The sequence below is a fragment of the Silvimonas sp. genome, from assembly GCF_031291215.1.
Lineage (GTDB): Bacteria > Pseudomonadota > Gammaproteobacteria > Burkholderiales > Chitinibacteraceae > Silvimonas > Silvimonas soli.
Window position 1 is genome coordinate 470,937 of the sequence record NZ_JARLJK010000054.1, and the last position, 15,791, is coordinate 486,727.

The following is a 15,791-nucleotide window of genomic DNA, read 5'->3' on the forward strand; positions in this document are numbered from 1 at the left end:
ATTATACCGCCTCAGCGGCCGAGCCTGGTCTTGAGCCAGCCGTCCATCGATAACAGGCCCATGCCGTGGGTGACCAGAAACAGTAACAGGGTGCCCCACAGGATGTGGTCTTTGACTCCGGCCGCGTCCAGCGAGGCATGATAAGAGATCAGCGCCACGGCATTGACCACAAACAGACCTGCCGCCGAAAAGCGCCCGGCCAGCCCGATAATCAACAGCGATGACAAGCCCAGTTCCGCCGTAGTCGACATCACCGCCGCCACTGCGGGTGGCAATACCGGCACTTTGTATTCGTCGGCAAACAAGGCCAGCGTGATGTGCCAGTCATGCAACTTGGTCAATCCCGACAAGATGAATACCCGCGCCACGTACAAGCGCACGGCCAGATCAAATACCGGCGCCAGGGTTGCCGCAAGCCAGGTACCCAACGCGTACAGGCGTCCGAGCGGCGACTGAGCGCAGCTAGCGATAATGCTTTTCATGATGGAATCCTTCTACGAGGGGTGGTGCAGCGCTGTGACCAGACCGCAGCCGAACAACTGGGCCAGCGCGGGGCTGGGGTCAAAATCAGCGTGGTTTTGCCAGGCCCTTTCACAGGCCTGATCGATGGATGATCCCGTTAACAATGCTTGCAAAAAGCTTTGGGTGGCAACATCCACCAGCAGCAGGTCATCGCGCCAGACCAGCACGCTTTCGCCGCCTGCGCTCAAGTTGGCCGGGGCCGCGCCGTGATGCATGGCGTATATGGCATGAATCGGCCAGTCTGCTGACACCACCAGACTCACGGCAGGATGGAAATCAACCCGTATCTGGCCAAAACCAGCCGGGTCCAGCGTTTGCAAGGGCGTTAAATCTGCCGGGAGGATATCGGCAGCGAAATGGGCGCTATGTATGGCCCAATCCAGCCGGGCGACGTCGGGTAAATACGGCAATTCGGCTGCGGGTGCAAAGCTGCTGATAAAGCCCGGCAGCGCAGTGCCATCATCATGCAAATTGCCGGAGATGGAAGGCGTTGCGCGAATATAAGCTTCAGTCAGCGCAACAAAGTATGTTTCTCCAACCAGATCATGCACGGAGGGAAACGCCGATGCCAACGCGCTGCTGCGGTTGGCAATCACGTTGCCACGGTAATAGCCCAGATTGGTGCGGGTGGCGTCGGTTACGGGTACTTGCTCATCGTCGCCCACTTGTAACGCAGCCGCGAACAGGGCGATGGCCTCGTCGTATTTCATGCCGTCACCTCAGCAGGTTGGCTGGCGCGAGCCAGGTGCTGGCTGGCCGTGGCATATTCCAGCAGCAATTCGGTCAGTGGCGGGATATGCGTATCGCGTTCCAGTAACACCGGGCGCGGGCCGATCTGTGCCAGCGTTTGTGCCAGCAATTGCCAGACCTGGTCGCTCACGCTGGCGCCGTGCGTATCGATGACCACGCCATCAAACATTTCGTGCCCAGCGATATGGATTTCGCCAATCGCGTGCGTCGGTAGCCGGGCGATTTCAGCTAAAGGATCAATGCCGTGATTAAGCGCATTGACCACCATATTGTTGATATCCAGCAAAATGCCGCAGCCGGTGCGCTGCACCAGTTCGGCCAGCAATTCGGCTTCGGTGATGGTTTCTTCGGCAAACACCACGTAACTGGAGACGTTCTCCAGCAGAACCGGTCGTTTCAGCCGTTGTTGCAATTGATCAATATTGGCGCACAGATTATCCAGCACACCTGCCAGTCGTGGCACCGGCAACAGGTCGTTAAAACACTGGCCGTTGTAGCGGTTCCATGCCAGATGTTCTGACACAGCGGCGGGTTCAATTGCGGCAACCAGCGTAGCCAGTTGCTCCAGATGTCGGGCATCGAGCGGGCCAGGGCTACCCAGCCCCAACCCGACCCCATGCAAGCTGACAGGATAATCTCGGCGAATCTGCGCCAGCACTGCCAACGGCGCGCCCCCACCAAAATGGTTTTCACTATGCACTTCCCACCAGGCAACAGCCTGAGGTTGGGCTAGCACGGTCTGGATATGCGGTGAGCGCAATCCCAGTCCGGCTGCCAGCGGCAAAGTGGTGAGGGCGGGGTGATTCACAACGATCTCCGGTTGATGATTCTGGGCGCGGGTGGAGCAGTGCGGCGCATTGATCCACCCCGTGTAATTACATGGCCTTGGCTTTGGTCATGCCGCCCATTTTTTCGCAGGTGCCTGCCGGTACATACTTCCAGTCACCAGCATCTTTGTCTTTGCTGGCCTGCCCGGCACACGCATGGCCGTTACCGGCGCAATCGTTCTGGCCAGCCTTGGCCACGCCGTAACATTTTTCGTTGCCATCGGCTTTGTTGTCAGCAGCGTGGGCAGACAGGGCAATACCGCAGGTCATGACAGCAGCGAGGGCGGAAGCGATGAAGCGTTGTTTTTGATCCATGGTGTATCTCCTGAAGTTGGTTGAGGTGCTTTAAACAGGCCAGTAAGTGGGGCCTTGCAACTTTGGTCGGGGCCATTTTTGATTCATTACAGCATGATCGAAAATTTTTTTAATGACAGCGCAAACTGCTGGATAGCGGCCCTTGCTCAGGTGTGCCCGGCAGCGTACTCTCAATTGTTCCGATCGTTCGATACACAAGCCGCCGCCATGACCACCCAGATCACCTCGCGCGAAGAAGTTGTTGATACCTTGATGCAGGTATTTCGCGATCACGGTTACGACGGCACCAGTCTGTCTATCTTGTCTGAAGCCACTGGCCTGGGGCGTTCCAGTCTTTACCACTATTTTCCTAACGGTAAAGCCGATATGGGTGCGGCGGTGCTGGCGCGGGCCGGGGAGTTCGTGCGCGAGCATGTGGTGGGGCCGCTCAAAGCTGCGGGTGCGCCGCGTGAACGGGTAGAGCGCTTTGCCTTGGGGCTGGATCGTTTTTATATGGGTGGCAGCAACGCGTGTCTGACCAATGTATTTGCCATTGGCGAGGCCGCAGATTTGTTTGGCGACAAGCTGCAAGAACGCTTGCGCTTGCTGATTGCCACGTTGGCCAATGTGGCGCAAGAAGATGGTCAATCGCCTGCTGATGCCGCGCGCCACGCCGAAGATGTCGTCATCGCCTTTCAAGGAGCGCTGGTCGTGAGCCATGCGTTGCGCACCACCGATACTTTCCGCCGCATTCTCAGTGAATTGCCTGATCGCTTGCTGCGCCAGGCCGCTGATTAGTTCTTCAACAGGCAATTCATGAATCCCGATCTTTATTCGCTGAGCGTGCCCACTTTTCGGCGCTATCTAAACACATTGTCACAACTCGTCCAGGCGGCCGAACAGCATGCGTTGCAAGTGCCGCAGGCCGATCTGCTGGATGCCCGCCTGGCGCCAGACATGTTGCCGTTTGGCACGCAGGTGGAAATCGCCTGCAATTTTGTGGCTCGCACCTGCCTGCCGTTGGCTGGACACCCGCTGCCACCTTATCCGGTTATGGCGCCGGGCTATGAGGGTTTGCAGTTGCGCGTGGCCGCAGCGCAGGCATTGCTCGATACGCTGACGCCTGCCGAGTTTGATGCACAGCGAGTCATTTGCGACCAGGCCGGTACCGCACAAGTGCAACTGCCGGCCGCCGCATTTTTGCAGGAATATGCGCTGCCAAATTTCATGTTCCACCTGGTAACCGCATATCTGATCTTGCGTAGCAGGGGAGTGCCGTTGGGCAAGTCGCAGTTTGACGGCTTTCATGCCTATCCGGGTGCTTGAACGGTGTCTCTGCGTATCGATTGAACGGGCAGAACATTGCTCTGCCTGTGGCGCACACCGGCATCTGTTGAGCTAAATACCCATTTGCGTGATGCGATTATTTTTTCTGCCCATTTGTTTTTTCTTGATTGTACCGAACGTTCGGTATATAACTTGGCACATGGAATCACTTCCGATTCCAGTCCTATCCAGCAGGGAGCCCAGGTTATGTCTACGCAGCCACAACAACCCATTCGCTTTTATCGCCATCCTTTGTCTGGCCACTGCCACCGTGTGCAACTGCTGTTGTCCATGCTGCAATTGCCGTATGAAGTAATTGAGGTCGATCTGGCGCATGGCGAGCATAAAAGCCCGGCGTTCCTGAAGTTGAATCCGTTCGGTTTGCTGCCGGTAATCGATGATGGCGGCACGGTGGTGGCGGATTCTGCCGCCATTCTGGTTTATCTGAACCAACGCTATGGCTCGACCCGATATTTGCCTGAATCTCCGGCAGGGCAGGCTGCGGTACAACGTTGGCTGGCCATTGCTGCCGGACCGTTGACTGCCGGACCTGCCACAGCGCGCATCGCTAACGTGTTTGGCAAACCGCTGGATAGACAGCAGGCGATCCTGTCAGCGCACGAATTATTCAAGGTGATTGAAGGCTGGCTGACCGAGCGCGACTTCCTTGCCGCCGACCACGAAACGCTGGCCGATATCGCGCTGTACGCCTATGTGGCACATGCGCCGGAAGGGGATATATCGCTGGAGCCATATCCACATATCCGCGCCTGGCTAAATCGCATTGAGGCATTACCAGGCTTTGTGCCCATGCAACGCACAGCAGTTGGCCTGGCGGCCTGAAACGGCAGATGTCTAGAGATCGCAGACTAGGGGTATGAGCATGGCTGAGCTTGATCCAGGTTGGCAGCACGATGAATCACCTTTTCACAGCGTGTCGTGGCAGATTCAGGCGCGCTTGGGGATGGGCGACAAAATGGCGCAGATTGGCCAGCGCACCATTCGTGGTTTTTTGCCGCAGCAGCATCGTGACTTCTACCCGCAGTTGCCGTTCTTGCTGGTGGGGAGCGTGGATGGGGCAGGCCAGCCATGGGCTTCTATCGTGTGCGGGCAACCTGGCTTTCTGACTACGCCTTCCTCAGAACAGTTATCGATCAGTGCCCGGCCATTGGCAGGTGATTTACTGATGGAAAACCTCCATCTGAATGCACCGTTGGGTGTGCTGGGGATTGAGTTGCCAACACGGCGGCGTAATCGTTTGAATGGCAAGGTGTCGGCACTGGACGAACATGGTTTTGCCATTGCCGTGGATCAGGCTTTTGGCAATTGTCCCAAGTACATTCAAAGCCGGGAACCGACATTCATCGCATCAGCAGACCTGCATCCTGGCTTGCCTGTTCTGGCCGATCGGCTGGATGCAAAGAGCCTCGCCATCATTGCCAGCGCCGATACGCTATTCATTGCCACCAGTTGCCTCATCGTCCCGGAAAGTGAACGACCGTGGCAGGGCGTGGATATCTCGCACCGGGGCGGCCAGCCAGGTTTTGTGGCGATCAATAACGATGACTCGCTGACCTTGCCCGATTACCTGGGTAATTTTCATTTCCGCACGCTCGGCAATATCCAGCTGGAGCCGCGCGCGGGTTTATTGTTTGTGGATTTTGAAACCGGCGATATCTTGCAGGTGGCCGTACGTGGGTCGATAGTCTGGGATGGTCCGCGCCTGGATTCGTTTGCCGGAGCCCAACGACTGGTGGATTTGCAGGTAACGCAGACGCGGCTTTTGCCCGGCGCATTGCCGCTGCGATTTACCCCGCCGCAATATTCGCCCGTGCTACCGGTCTGAAACGGTTCAAAGGTGGGCCGTTTTTAGGTACAGTCCACGCTCTCGTTTCACGCTGCAGCAGGTAGCCCCATGTCCACGCCTCCCAATACCATTCGTAATCTGGTCGTCCATAAACTCGTCAAAGACGCGAATGGCCCGGCCAGCGTGGCCTTGCGCCAGTCCGAGCAAGCCATTACCCCCGCCGCGCAGCGGTTGGTGGACCATCTGTGTCAGCAATATGTGGCGCGGCTGGGCAAAGGTTTTGGCAAGTTTGAAGAAGATGAAGTGAGCTTTCCGGTGCCGCGCCTGGTGCGCCAGCATGTGCAGGAACAAGCCATCGACTTCATCACACTGACCGGCCAGATGATGCAGCACCTGCAACTGCGCGCCGAGCAAGAAGCGCTGGCCACGGGTGGCTACGTGTTGTTTGCGCGTGCGCAGGGCGAAGAGAATGACTTTCTGCTGGTGGCTTTGGTGACTGAAGTGGTCGGCACCGCCATCAACGACGGCATGGAGATTCTGGATTCCGTCCATCTGGATATGACCAATTTGCGCGTGGCGGGCAAGGTGGATCTGACTGCGTGGCAAAAAGGCGAAGATCGCTATCTGAGCTTTTTGAAAGGGCGGGGCGATGTGGCCGCGTACTTCAAACTGTTCCTCGGTTGTAACGACGTGGTGACCGCACTCAAAGAAACCCAGAAGCTGGTGCAAGGGCTGGAAAACTTTGTGGCCAAGACGCAACTGGGGCACGAAGCACGCGATGTGCTGTTTGAACGCGCACACGGCTATCTGGATGAACTGGGTGACGACAGCCGCCCGGTGAGTCTGGACGAAGTCGCCGCCCGCGTTTGGCCAGACGCCCCAGCGCAAATGCGCGAAGCGCTGGCGGATGAAAGCCTGGATCTGAATGGCGGCTTTGTGCCGGATCGTCGCGCCATCAAGCCGCTGATGCGTTTCAAAACTACCGCACCGGGCTGGAAGCTGGAATTTGATCGCGGCGCCATCCGCACGGGCGACGTGATCTACAACAAGAGCAATGACACCATCGTGCTCTACAACGTGCCGGAGCAGTTGCGTCGCGATTTGCTGGGTGATAACGAATAATCGCCAGTTTTGCCAGACGATAAAGAAAAAGCCCGCACGAATTGCGGGCTTTTTTCTTGGCCAACGGCTGGCTTATTGCAGCAACGAGCGCAACATCCAGGCGGTTTTCTCATGCAACTGCAGGCGCTGAGTCAACAGATCATCCGTAGCCTGATCGTTCACCGCGCCCACGGTATCAATCAAACCGCGCGCAGTGCGCACCACCGTTTCCTGGTCCTTGAGCAAAATGCGGATCATCTCTGTGGCTTCCGGTGTGCCTTCCGTTGGCGTAATGCTGGTCAGCTTGGCAAAGGCCGCGTAGGTGCCGGGAGCCGGAAAACCCAGCGCGCGAATGCGTTCGGCGATCAAATCCACCGCCAATGCCAGTTCGGTGTACTGCCCCTCGAACATCAAATGCAGCGTGTTGAACATCGGCCCGGTGACGTTCCAGTGAAAATTGTGCGTTTGCAGATACAGCGTGTAGGTGTCCGCCAGCAACCGCGACAAACCTTCAGCAATCGTCTTGCGGTCTTTCTCGGGAATACCCAGATGAATGTCCATTTTGATCTCCTGTTGATGCGGTTGAATGGCTGAACCGGGAGGAAGCCGGCTCGATATGTGTTTATTATTGGCTTGGTGCGCGCATTGGGGAAATGAAAAATTCCCGCCCAAGCCAATAGAACTGGGCTATTGCAAGCCAGTTTGCACAGTCACTGGAACACTTACGAAAAAAATGCTTGCAGCATTGGGGGAAGCTGGTTAAGAATACGTAGAACGATTGTTCTACATGAGGACTGAGCCATGCAAACCCGTACCCGTTTTCGTATGACCGACTCTGCCACCATCCACAAACAAGTGCTGCGTGTGCCAGCCGCCATTATTGAACATCTGGTCCAACAAGCAAGGGAAGATGCGGCTTTCGGCATCCGCTGGCTGCATTATGCTGACTTGGCCGCCATGGATTCATCTCTCCATGCGGATGGTGAGCGCCTCTTGGGCATGTTTGTGCGCATGGACGACGATGGCATGGTGGTCGACATCGGTATGCGCAAACGCCTGCACTAAGCGCCGCGCATATTGCTCATTATTAGCGATATCGTCTGACGTCAGTGTTTATGCGTCCGCGTTGGCTGGCGTGGCAATCAGGCCGTCCCAGGCGCCCATAGCGGCTTCGGCGATAGCTTGTAACAATGCACGGCTGGCGCCGTCGCGGGCCTGAATCGACATGCCGTTGCGCACGCTGCCATAAAACGCGGCCATTTTTTCGACGTCGGCACAGGCCGGAATATCACCCTCGGCGACTGCCCGCGCCAGGCGTTGCTGCAAGATATCCAGCGAGTGTTTGCGCCGCTCGCTCATGTATTGCCAGACGCTGGCATTCTCCGGCGTACAGTTTGTCGCCGCCAGCAACACCATGCAGCCTGCCGGTTTGTCTGGATCAGAAAAACACGTGGCGCTGGTCTGTAGCATGTTGGATATCGCCGTGCGCACGTGTGGCGAGCTTTCCAGCGCGGCCTGGATTTCCGCCCCTTCCTGCAAGTCGTACTGATCCACCGCTTCTTTGAACAGTGCCTCTTTCGAGCCGAAGGTGGCGTACAGGCTGGGCGAGTTGATGCCCATGGCCTCGGTCAGGTGCGCCAGCGACGACCCTTCGTAGCCATTGCGCCAGAACACGTCCATTGCCTTGGTTAATGCCTGTTCACGATCAAAACAACGCGGTCGGCCTCTTTCTGCCATTTCCATTCATCCTGAATTTGTATCGATCAATACAAAAATTGATTGACAGGGGCATTTGTAATCTTCAATCATATTTGTGTCGATCACTACAAAAATATGACGCCGATGGTACCGGCTTTCAATCCTGCTGGTAAAACCACCAGACCATCGGCTTGATGCCCATTTCCAGGAGAACTACATGGATCAGACTGCACAACATCCTCACGGTAAATGGCTGGTGCTCGCTGCCGTTTGCCTGGCGGGAATGATGATGCCGCTGGCGTTTACCGCGCCCGGCATCGCCATTCCCGCCATCAGTCACGACCTGGGTGGCAGCGCGCTGGCGCTGGCCTGGGTGGTGAATGGTTTTATTCTGGCCTTCGGCAGCGCGGTGATGGCTGCCGGAGCACTGGCAGACCGTTTTGGTCGCAAACGCATGTTCACCATTGGCGTGATCGCCTTTGGTTTGATCTCGTTGGCGCAGGTGTTTGTGCCTGATCTGCTCACGCTCAATATTTTGCGAGCGCTGCAGGGCATGGCGGCAGCGATGGCGATGGCGGGTGGTTCGGCCTCGCTGGCCCACGAGTTCGATGGCACGGCGCGCACGCATGCCTATTCGCTGCTGGGCACCAGCTTTGGTGCCGGGTTGGCCATCGGGCCGTTGTGGTCCGGTTTTGTGATCGAGCATTTTGGCTGGCGTTCGATCTTTCTGACTTGCGTGGTGCTTAGCGTAATGGTGCTGATCTTTGGTGTGCCGCGCATGCGTGAATCGCGTGACCCGCAAGCCAAGGGCGTGGATATTTGGGGCACCATCACTTTCACCGCCACCTTGTTGTTGCTGACGCTAGGCATTTTGCAGGGGCCGCAAAGTGGCTGGGCTAGCTTGCCCACATTGGCGATGCTGGTTGGGTCTGCCATCGCTTTGGCAATCTTCATCCAGGTCGAACGTACTCATCCGCGCTCGATGCTTGATTTGCAGTTGTTCCGCAACTGGCGCTTTATTGGCGCGCAGGCATTGCCATCGGGCACCGCATTCAGCTTTGTGGTGCCACTGGTGATTCTGCCAATCCGCTTTATCGGTATCGAAGGCTACGACCCGGTCCATGCCGGGATGATGATGGTGCCGCTGTCTTTGCCCATGCTCATCGTGCCGCTGCTGGCGGCGTTGTCTACCCGGTGGATCGCTGCCAGTACCTTGTGTCTGATCGGCTTTGTGATCTCCTCCGTGGGGCTGTTGTGGCTGGGCACCGTGCCACCTGGCGCAGCGCAAACGGACTTCGTCTGGCCGATGTTGCTGATTGGCGTGGGTGCCAGCTTGCCTTGGGGTCTGATGGATGATCTGGCCATCAGCGTTGTCGCCAAAGAACGTGCAGGGATGGCGGCGGGGTTCTTTGCCACCGTGCGGCTGGCAAGTGAATCGCTGGCACTGGCGATCGTGGCTGCAGTGCTGGCGGGTTTGTTGCAGGTGATCATGCTGCGCGAACTCGGTAGCAATGTCCCGGCTGTAGCTTTGGGCAATGCACTGGCGGCGGGTGATCTGGCTCAAGCCCATGGCCTGCTGCCACAAACCAGCCATGCGACTTGGCTACATGTTTACGGCTCGGCCTTCCAGACTATGACGCTCTTGCTCGCCGGACTGACTTTGGCAACGGGTTTATTGGCGTTCTTTACGCTGCGGCGGGCCCCGGCGCGGCAAGCGGAGCCGGTCCTGGTGCCGGTAACAGCAGCCGTGCAATCGGGCAGTTGCCCGCAGTGAGCGGCAGTTGAAGGGGAGGGGCAACAACTGGCCCGAACCTGGATGCTGCCGGGGACCCGATTTGCTTACCTGATCGCCCGGCGGCCTTTGATTAATCGCCACACACTGCTTACCACCAGCGCGCCGACTCCCAGTGCCACACCCAGCAGCACAATTGAACTCATGTGGTCGCGTATCAGCGGCACGTTGCCAAAGAAGTATCCGCCGACCACCAGTACGCCCACCCACAACGCCGCACCCAGCGTCACGAACCACAGAAAACGCGCGAATGTCATGGCTGAGAGACCACCGACAAAGGGAGCCAGCGTGCGGATCACGGCAATAAAAGGGGAGAGCAGAAAAGTCATGCCGCCGCGCTGCTCGTAAAACGCATGGGTTTTCTGCAGCGCGTTGCGGTCCAGCCAGCGGTGTTCTCGTGCCAGCACGCGCTGGCCAATACCACGGGCGATCCAGTAATTGACTACGCTACCGGCCACCGTGGCCACAAATAACAGCGGGATCAGCACCCAGATATCGATCGCCCCGCGAGCGCAGAACGCGCCGCAGATAAACAGCAGCGGATCGCCCGGCAAAAAGAACAGCGGCAAAAAGGCGATCTCGCAGAACACGATGGCGAACAACATGACATAAACGGTGGTGCCGTACTGCGCAATCAGACCGCCCAGATGCTGATCAAAATGCAAACTCAGTTGCAGCAGTTGCGTCCAGTCCATGGGCTTTTCGGCTAATAAAAGATCATTGGATATTAGCCTGCATTTCAGTTGTGACGGGATATAAAGCCGGTACATAATGGTCAAGCGTATTACCCTAACTTGCCAAGGTCAGCCAGCATGCAGGAAAGCCAGATCCGGTTCATAGAGCAGCAATTGGCCGAAGCCGCAAAGCGCTTCGAGCTGGTGCTGGTGCCCGGATTGAAGGATAGCGGGACAGAGCATTGGCAAAGCTGCTGGCAACGCCAGTTTCCGGCATGGCACCGGGTGACCCAGCGTAACTGGAGTGTCCCTGATATTGACGGCTGGGGTGATGCCATCAAACGCACGCTGGCCACCTGCCAACGCCCCGCGATATTGATTGGCCATAGCCTGGGTGCGCTGGCTAGCTGCGCGTTGCTGGCAAGCGAGCCGGTGGCCGTGGCGGGTCTGATGCTGGTGGCACCGGCGGAACCTGCCAAATTTGAACTGGATGATCGCGTGCCGGATACACGCTTGCCGGTGCCCAGCGTGGTCGTGGCCAGCCACGACGACCCGTTGATGCGCTTTGACCGGGCCGAATACTGGGCCAATGCCTGGGGCAGCCGGTTGATTGATCTGGGCGACGCCCAGCATATCAATGCCGAGGCTGGCTTTGGCCCGTGGCCTTATGGCCTGTCGATTCTGGCCGAATTCGTTAGCGCATTGCCCGCCGGTCGAGATTGAGTTTGAGGCTGGTTATTCGCAAATACGGCTGGTCGTTTCCCGGATTGGCCGCATTGCAGGTCGCTGGGGATGCGTGTTTAACGGGAGGAATTACGTGCTGGCAGGCCGGCCAAAAAGCAAGTTACAGCCAACAGGTCCGCGCTGCCTCCCGGACTGAGATTGCGTCGGATCATTTCGTCATCCAGATTCGCCAGTTTTTGCTCGCCATCCTCAGCGAGTGCGCCACCTTCCCGCAATAACGCCTGCGCTGCCGTCTTTACCCAATTCAAGCCTTCAGGGCCGCCACGCGCAAGCAGGTTGGTGTCGGAGTTAGTGGCCATCAACTGCAACAATGCTTGCAATAAAGCAGTATCGTTTGGAACCCCATTTTGGCGCAGGGAGAGATAAACCGGTAACGCGTATTGGCGCACAGTGGCATAGCCCGAGGCTGCTTCGCCACGGACCCCGGTGACACCGTAAAGCTGGAACAGGCGTTCACCGGCCGTTGACGTGGTCGGCCGATTTGCCAATTCCTGTTCCAGTCCGCTACAGATATCGGCAACTTCCTGGCAAACGCTCTCGGGATTGGGTTGCAGGCAGCGGCCGAGCAAGCGACCCACTGCAGTACACATCAACCCAAGCGAAAAAATGGCCCCTTTATGAGTGTTAACGCCATGTGTTGCTGCAAACATGGCTTGCTCACAGGCGATGCCTATTGGGCGAATTTGCGGTAATACCCCCGTGGCGTGAGCAAAAGGCTGCAAGTAACCCATTTCTACAAACCGGCCAAACCAGGGGCTGATTGTCCGGGCGCTGAGCACAAACAAGGGCAAATCCATGTCCTCATGCGCGCCATCGTTGCGCTGGTCTACCAGTCCTGGCTTGGGTGTCAACAGCACTTCGCTTAACAATGCATCGTGCGCCAGGCGGGCAATCAGTTCGCCTGCGGTTTGACTACTTGCTGTCTCGATGGCCTGCAGTGGCATGGCTTCGTTCAAATGCATGGACTTGTTCCTCAATGGCTGTCAGCAGCTCTGATAAAGGGTGTGTACGGGCCCGGGCACAGGCGTGAGCTGGCTCACCGCAAACCAGGCAGCGCCGCACAGGCAGTTGTAATGCCCGCCGGGATAACGGGCCGGCGGGGCCGATGACATCCATATCCCAGAGCCGGCCCAGCGGATGCCGGCTTTCCAGATCAATCAATAGCCGTTTGAGCGGTTCTGCTTCGGTCTGAACAACGAAAAAAGCCTCTGGGCCGGTCACCGGCCAGATCGTCTCGCGCACCAGAACTGCCCATTGCGTTTGTTGCAAGCACTCATCGAGCGTGGCGAGCGCTTGCTGCATCACGTAATGCTGCAGTGGCCCGTTCTTGTTGGCGCCTGGGCTGACTAGCGTGAGCGAGATAAGCGGCCAGCCAAAGCGGGCGCGCAACGCCGCTTGCCGTTGCACACGTGCATCGCGCGCCGCCAGCACCTGCGCCAGATCTACGGCGTTGCTGCTGGTAGTCATTCTTTAACCTGGCGCACCACGTCGATAACGCTGCCATCGCGGTACCGGATCACGCCCACAATTCGATCCGTAAACTCGATGGCTTGCGGTTTGCCGGTGAGGGCGATGGTTTTGGCGTAAAGCTCGGTAATGGAAAACACTGGCAAGCCTGCTGCGCGCAAGCGCTCGGCGACCTCTGGTCGCGCCGGATTGACCGCAATGCCATGATCGGTGACCAGCACATCAATGGATTCGCCCGGCGTAACCACGGTCGTTACATGCTGCACCACGGTAGGAATGCGGCTACGTACCAGCGGGGCGACCACAATGGTCAAATTGGCCGCAGTGGCCACGTCACAATGCCCGCCCGAAGCCCCGCGCATGACGCCATCCGAGCCGGTAATCACGTTCACGTTGAAATTCACGTCGATTTCCAGTGCACTCAGAATCACCACATCGACCAGATCGCAATAAGTGCCCTTGGACGACGGGTTGGCGTATTCGTTGGTTGAGACTTCAAGGTGGCGCGGTGATTCGGCCAGCGACTGCGCGGCCACGGTGTCGAATGACTGCGTGTCGATCAGCGTTTCGATCAGCCCCTTTTTGTGCAGCTCGACGATGCCGCCGGTAATGCCACCCAGCGCATAACTGGCCGTGATGCCCTGCCGGGTCATGCGATCTTCAAGGAAGCGGGTGGCGGCGGTGGACGATGCACCGGAGCCGGTTTGCAGCGAGAAGCCCTGACGAAAATATCCTGAATGTTCGATCACGTCGGCGGCCAGCCGGGCAATTAGCAATTCGCGCGGGTTGTTGGTCATGCGTGCCGCGCCCACGCTGATGCGGGACGGGTCGCCCACTTCTTCAACCTGCACAATGTAGTCCACGCGGTCCTGCGAAATACTCACCGGCACGTTGGGGAACGGTACGATTTCGTCGGTCAACAACACCACCTGGCGCGCGAATTGGGCGTCCACTTTGGCGTAGCCGAGTGAACCGCAACGGGATTTGCCGTGCGAACCGTTGGCGTTGCCCAGTACGTCACTACACGGCACGCCCAGGAAGGCCACGTCGATTTTGATCTCGCCACTTTGCAGGAGATGGACCCGGCCGCCATGCGAATGAATCTGCACCGGGTTTTGCATCAATCCGTGCGAAATGGCATCTGCCAGTTTGCCGCGCATGCCGGAGGTGTAGATCTGCGTGATGACGCCGTTGCGGATATGTTCAATCAAGGGGGCGTTCACCGACAGCAGCGAGCTGGTTGCCAGCGTCAGATTGCGCAAGCCCATGCGGGCCAGTGTGTCGACCACCAGATTGATGACCTTGTCCCCCTCGCGAAATGCGTGGTGAAAGGAGATGGTCATGCCATCTTTCAGGCCGGAGCGGGTAATGGCGTCTTCCAGCGAAGCACACAGTTTGCGTTCGCGCTTTTGCTGCGGATCGGCCAGATACGGTGTGGTGGCATTGGCGCCCGCAAATGGGCGCAACGGGCGCAATAAACCTGCTTGAGCCGACCATTGTTCAAGTTGTTCACTCGGTTTCATGTTCTGTTTGCCTTGCGTTATTTGCGGGTGCCGGAGGCGGCGACCATTTGCAGCGTGCGACGGGCATGGTTGACGATCGGGGCGTCAATCATCTTGCCGTTCAGTGCAATCACGCCCAGCCCGTTGGCTTCTGCCGCCTCTGCCGCAGCAATCACGCGCCGGGCGTAGCTGGCATCTTCTTCGGTGGGGGCGTAGGCGTTGTGCAGCAATTCAATCTGCCGCGGATTAATCAATGATTTGCCGTTGAAGCCCAAGCGGCGGATCAGGTCTACTTCCTTGAGAAAGCCTGCTTCGTCATTGATGTCGGAATACACCACGTCGAATGCGTCAATCCCGGCGGCGCGCGCGGCATGCAGCACGGCGCAACGGGCGTAGAACAGCTCGGTGCCGTCACCCCGTTCGGTCTGCATGTCGATCACATAGTCAAACCCGGCCAGGGCGATGCCGATCAGGCGAGGGGAGGACGTGGCAATGCTCAGTGCGTTGACCACGCCGCTGGCCGATTCGATCGCGGCCATGAGCTGCGTGCTGCCAATCTCGCGTCCACACTCGGCCTCGATGCGTGCCACCTGGGTTTCCAGTTCCCGGACATCGTTCGCGCTATCGGTCTTGGGTAGACGGACCACATCGACCCCGCCGCGCACCGCCGCTTCCAGATCCTTGAGGCCGAAAGGGGTGTTCAGCGGGTTGATGCGCACCACAGTTTCAATATCCTCGTACATCGGGTTTTGCAGGGCATGAAACACCAGCAGCCGCGCGGCGTCTTTTTCGCGCAGGGAAACGGCGTCTTCCAGATCAAACATGATGGAATCCGGCCGGTAGATGTACGCGGTGGAAAGCATGGCGGCATTGGCGCCCGGTAAAAACAGCATGCTGCGACGCAATTTCATGACAGTTGCTCCCAATTCAGATTTTCACAGTCGCAGGCTCGTAGCACGGCCGCCTGCAGCCGGGCGCGGATGACGCAATCCAGCGCGCCTTTGTCCTCAATAATGAAACTGCCGGTTGTTACGCCCAGTTGCGCCAGGGTCTGATCAATCACCTGGCGGATTTGCGCGCCAAACTGCTTGATGACTTCGCTGTGCAGAACGATTTCCAGATCATCGTTGGCAGCTGGGGCAACCTTTACCAGCAGGTCGCTGGATTCCAGCGTTCCGGCAATGGCTTGCTTGATGATTTTCATGATGCGTTTCCATATCCTGAATAAATGGCAAATGGTGATAAAACGGGAGCGGTGTCAGGGGCACCATCACCCGTTTGTTATCC

Annotated in this window: 20 protein-coding genes; 8 read left to right on the top strand and 12 right to left on the bottom strand. The window is 57.8% G+C overall.

What is annotated here, in order from left to right; translation table 11 throughout:
* Positions 1 to 11 precede the first annotated feature (11 nt).
* From P4L78_RS03615 to P4L78_RS03630, 4 genes are all read right to left on the bottom strand, one after another.
* Entirely contained in the window at positions 12 to 482 is a 471-nt protein-coding gene (locus P4L78_RS03615; RefSeq protein ID WP_309326976.1) for a DoxX family protein, read from the bottom strand.
* Positions 483 to 494: 12 nt separating this feature from the next.
* The gene (locus tag P4L78_RS03620) at positions 495 to 1,232 is read right to left on the bottom strand and encodes a DNA-binding domain-containing protein (protein ID WP_309326977.1); all 738 of its coding nucleotides are present in this window, start codon (positions 1,230 to 1,232) and stop codon (positions 495 to 497) included.
* Positions 1,229 to 2,080: a DUF692 domain-containing protein gene (locus P4L78_RS03625; protein ID WP_309326978.1), complete on the bottom strand. Its 852-nt coding sequence runs from the start codon at positions 2,078 to 2,080 to the stop codon at positions 1,229 to 1,231. Before P4L78_RS03625 ends, P4L78_RS03620 begins: the two co-directional genes overlap by 4 nt.
* Before the next feature lie 67 nt (positions 2,081 to 2,147).
* Positions 2,148 to 2,414: a DUF2282 domain-containing protein gene (locus P4L78_RS03630; protein ID WP_283148813.1), complete on the bottom strand. Its 267-nt coding sequence runs from the start codon at positions 2,412 to 2,414 to the stop codon at positions 2,148 to 2,150.
* 207 nt (positions 2,415 to 2,621) lie between these two features.
* Between P4L78_RS03630 and P4L78_RS03635 the strand changes: the two genes are divergently transcribed.
* The 5 genes from P4L78_RS03635 (at position 2,622) to P4L78_RS03655 (ending at position 6,648) form a co-directional block, all read left to right on the top strand.
* Positions 2,622 to 3,191: a TetR/AcrR family transcriptional regulator gene (locus P4L78_RS03635; RefSeq protein ID WP_283148814.1), complete on the top strand. Its 570-nt coding sequence runs from the start codon at positions 2,622 to 2,624 to the stop codon at positions 3,189 to 3,191.
* An 18-nt stretch (positions 3,192 to 3,209) separates the two neighbouring features.
* Positions 3,210 to 3,719 (top strand): DUF1993 domain-containing protein, encoded by a 510-nt coding sequence (locus tag P4L78_RS03640; RefSeq protein ID WP_283148815.1) that lies wholly within the window; start codon positions 3,210 to 3,212, stop codon positions 3,717 to 3,719.
* Between the two features lie 207 nt (positions 3,720 to 3,926).
* On the top strand, positions 3,927 to 4,562 hold the full coding sequence (locus tag P4L78_RS03645) for a glutathione S-transferase (RefSeq protein ID WP_309326979.1): 636 nt from the start codon (positions 3,927 to 3,929) through the stop codon (positions 4,560 to 4,562).
* Positions 4,563 to 4,602: 40 nt separating this feature from the next.
* Complete coding sequence (locus P4L78_RS03650; RefSeq protein ID WP_309326980.1) at positions 4,603 to 5,565, top strand: pyridoxamine 5'-phosphate oxidase family protein; 963 nt, start codon at positions 4,603 to 4,605, stop codon at positions 5,563 to 5,565.
* 69 nt (positions 5,566 to 5,634) lie between these two features.
* Complete coding sequence (locus P4L78_RS03655) at positions 5,635 to 6,648, top strand: nucleoid-associated protein (protein WP_309326981.1); 1,014 nt, start codon at positions 5,635 to 5,637, stop codon at positions 6,646 to 6,648.
* Between the two features lie 72 nt (positions 6,649 to 6,720).
* Here P4L78_RS03655 and P4L78_RS03660 read toward each other — a convergent pair whose 3' ends face one another.
* Positions 6,721 to 7,188, bottom strand: coding sequence for a Dps family protein (locus P4L78_RS03660; protein ID WP_283148819.1), 468 nt, complete (start codon positions 7,186 to 7,188; stop codon positions 6,721 to 6,723).
* A gap of 240 nt (positions 7,189 to 7,428) precedes the next feature.
* Here P4L78_RS03660 and P4L78_RS03665 point away from each other — a divergent pair, with 240 nt between their 5' ends.
* A complete protein-coding gene (locus P4L78_RS03665; RefSeq protein WP_283148820.1) occupies positions 7,429 to 7,692 on the top strand; it encodes a hypothetical protein in 264 nt (87 codons plus the stop codon).
* 48 nt (positions 7,693 to 7,740) lie between these two features.
* On the opposite strand, the gene P4L78_RS03670 is transcribed toward P4L78_RS03665, so the two are convergent.
* Positions 7,741 to 8,364, bottom strand: coding sequence for a TetR/AcrR family transcriptional regulator (locus tag P4L78_RS03670; protein WP_283148821.1), 624 nt, complete (start codon positions 8,362 to 8,364; stop codon positions 7,741 to 7,743).
* Between the two features lie 178 nt (positions 8,365 to 8,542).
* Between P4L78_RS03670 and P4L78_RS03675 the strand changes: the two genes are divergently transcribed.
* Positions 8,543 to 10,099 carry an MFS transporter gene (locus tag P4L78_RS03675; protein ID WP_309326982.1) on the top strand — a complete coding sequence of 519 codons (1,557 nt, stop codon included), beginning with the start codon at positions 8,543 to 8,545 and terminating at the stop codon, positions 10,097 to 10,099.
* A gap of 65 nt (positions 10,100 to 10,164) precedes the next feature.
* Here P4L78_RS03675 and P4L78_RS03680 read toward each other — a convergent pair whose 3' ends face one another.
* Complete coding sequence (locus P4L78_RS03680; RefSeq protein WP_309326983.1) at positions 10,165 to 10,812, bottom strand: VTT domain-containing protein; 648 nt, start codon at positions 10,810 to 10,812, stop codon at positions 10,165 to 10,167.
* Positions 10,813 to 10,929: 117 nt separating this feature from the next.
* On the opposite strand from P4L78_RS03680, the gene P4L78_RS03685 reads away from it, so the two are divergent.
* Positions 10,930 to 11,514 (top strand): alpha/beta hydrolase, encoded by a 585-nt coding sequence (locus tag P4L78_RS03685; RefSeq protein WP_309326984.1) that lies wholly within the window; start codon positions 10,930 to 10,932, stop codon positions 11,512 to 11,514.
* A 77-nt stretch (positions 11,515 to 11,591) separates the two neighbouring features.
* On the opposite strand, the gene citG is transcribed toward P4L78_RS03685, so the two are convergent.
* The 5 genes from citG to citD are packed head-to-tail and all read right to left on the bottom strand — an operon-like array spanning position 11,592 to position 15,708.
* Positions 11,592 to 12,497, bottom strand: coding sequence for a triphosphoribosyl-dephospho-CoA synthase CitG (citG, locus tag P4L78_RS03690; protein WP_309326985.1), 906 nt, complete (start codon positions 12,495 to 12,497; stop codon positions 11,592 to 11,594).
* On the bottom strand, positions 12,448 to 13,002 hold the full coding sequence (gene citX / locus P4L78_RS03695; RefSeq protein WP_309326986.1) for a citrate lyase holo-[acyl-carrier protein] synthase: 555 nt from the start codon (positions 13,000 to 13,002) through the stop codon (positions 12,448 to 12,450). The genes citG and citX overlap by 50 nt, the downstream gene beginning before the upstream one ends.
* Complete coding sequence (gene citF, locus P4L78_RS03700; protein ID WP_309326987.1) at positions 12,999 to 14,525, bottom strand: citrate lyase subunit alpha; 1,527 nt, start codon at positions 14,523 to 14,525, stop codon at positions 12,999 to 13,001. The genes citX and citF overlap by 4 nt, the downstream gene beginning before the upstream one ends.
* A gap of 17 nt (positions 14,526 to 14,542) precedes the next feature.
* On the bottom strand, positions 14,543 to 15,415 hold the full coding sequence (citE, locus tag P4L78_RS03705; protein ID WP_283148827.1) for a citrate (pro-3S)-lyase subunit beta: 873 nt from the start codon (positions 15,413 to 15,415) through the stop codon (positions 14,543 to 14,545).
* Positions 15,412 to 15,708 (bottom strand): citrate lyase acyl carrier protein, encoded by a 297-nt coding sequence (gene citD / locus P4L78_RS03710; protein ID WP_283148828.1) that lies wholly within the window; start codon positions 15,706 to 15,708, stop codon positions 15,412 to 15,414. Before citD ends, citE begins: the two co-directional genes overlap by 4 nt.
* Positions 15,709 to 15,791: the final 83 nt, after the last annotated feature.

What these genes read in the sequence shown, in the direction of transcription:
- P4L78_RS03615 (WP_309326976.1), bottom strand. Translation starts at nt 482, where the DNA reads ATGAAAAGCATTATCGCTAGCTGCGCTCAGTCGCCGCTCGGACGCCTG.
- P4L78_RS03620 (WP_309326977.1), bottom strand. Translation starts at nt 1,232, where the DNA reads ATGAAATACGACGAGGCCATCGCCCTGTTCGCGGCTGCGTTACAAGTG.
- P4L78_RS03630 (WP_283148813.1), bottom strand. Translation starts at nt 2,414, where the DNA reads ATGGATCAAAAACAACGCTTCATCGCTTCCGCCCTCGCTGCTGTCATG.
- P4L78_RS03635 (WP_283148814.1), top strand. Translation starts at nt 2,622, where the DNA reads ATGACCACCCAGATCACCTCGCGCGAAGAAGTTGTTGATACCTTGATG.
- P4L78_RS03640 (WP_283148815.1), top strand. Translation starts at nt 3,210, where the DNA reads ATGAATCCCGATCTTTATTCGCTGAGCGTGCCCACTTTTCGGCGCTAT.
- P4L78_RS03645 (WP_309326979.1), top strand. Translation starts at nt 3,927, where the DNA reads ATGTCTACGCAGCCACAACAACCCATTCGCTTTTATCGCCATCCTTTG.
- P4L78_RS03650 (WP_309326980.1), top strand. Translation starts at nt 4,603, where the DNA reads ATGGCTGAGCTTGATCCAGGTTGGCAGCACGATGAATCACCTTTTCAC.
- P4L78_RS03655 (WP_309326981.1), top strand. Translation starts at nt 5,635, where the DNA reads ATGTCCACGCCTCCCAATACCATTCGTAATCTGGTCGTCCATAAACTC.
- P4L78_RS03660 (WP_283148819.1), bottom strand. Translation starts at nt 7,188, where the DNA reads ATGGACATTCATCTGGGTATTCCCGAGAAAGACCGCAAGACGATTGCT.
- P4L78_RS03665 (WP_283148820.1), top strand. Translation starts at nt 7,429, where the DNA reads ATGCAAACCCGTACCCGTTTTCGTATGACCGACTCTGCCACCATCCAC.
- P4L78_RS03670 (WP_283148821.1), bottom strand. Translation starts at nt 8,364, where the DNA reads ATGGCAGAAAGAGGCCGACCGCGTTGTTTTGATCGTGAACAGGCATTA.
- P4L78_RS03675 (WP_309326982.1), top strand. Translation starts at nt 8,543, where the DNA reads ATGGATCAGACTGCACAACATCCTCACGGTAAATGGCTGGTGCTCGCT.
- P4L78_RS03680 (WP_309326983.1), bottom strand. Translation starts at nt 10,812, where the DNA reads ATGGACTGGACGCAACTGCTGCAACTGAGTTTGCATTTTGATCAGCAT.
- P4L78_RS03685 (WP_309326984.1), top strand. Translation starts at nt 10,930, where the DNA reads ATGCAGGAAAGCCAGATCCGGTTCATAGAGCAGCAATTGGCCGAAGCC.
- citG (WP_309326985.1), bottom strand. Translation starts at nt 12,497, where the DNA reads ATGCATTTGAACGAAGCCATGCCACTGCAGGCCATCGAGACAGCAAGT.
- citX (WP_309326986.1), bottom strand. Translation starts at nt 13,002, where the DNA reads ATGACTACCAGCAGCAACGCCGTAGATCTGGCGCAGGTGCTGGCGGCG.
- citF (WP_309326987.1), bottom strand. Translation starts at nt 14,525, where the DNA reads ATGAAACCGAGTGAACAACTTGAACAATGGTCGGCTCAAGCAGGTTTA.
- citE (WP_283148827.1), bottom strand. Translation starts at nt 15,415, where the DNA reads ATGAAATTGCGTCGCAGCATGCTGTTTTTACCGGGCGCCAATGCCGCC.
- citD (WP_283148828.1), bottom strand. Translation starts at nt 15,708, where the DNA reads ATGAAAATCATCAAGCAAGCCATTGCCGGAACGCTGGAATCCAGCGAC.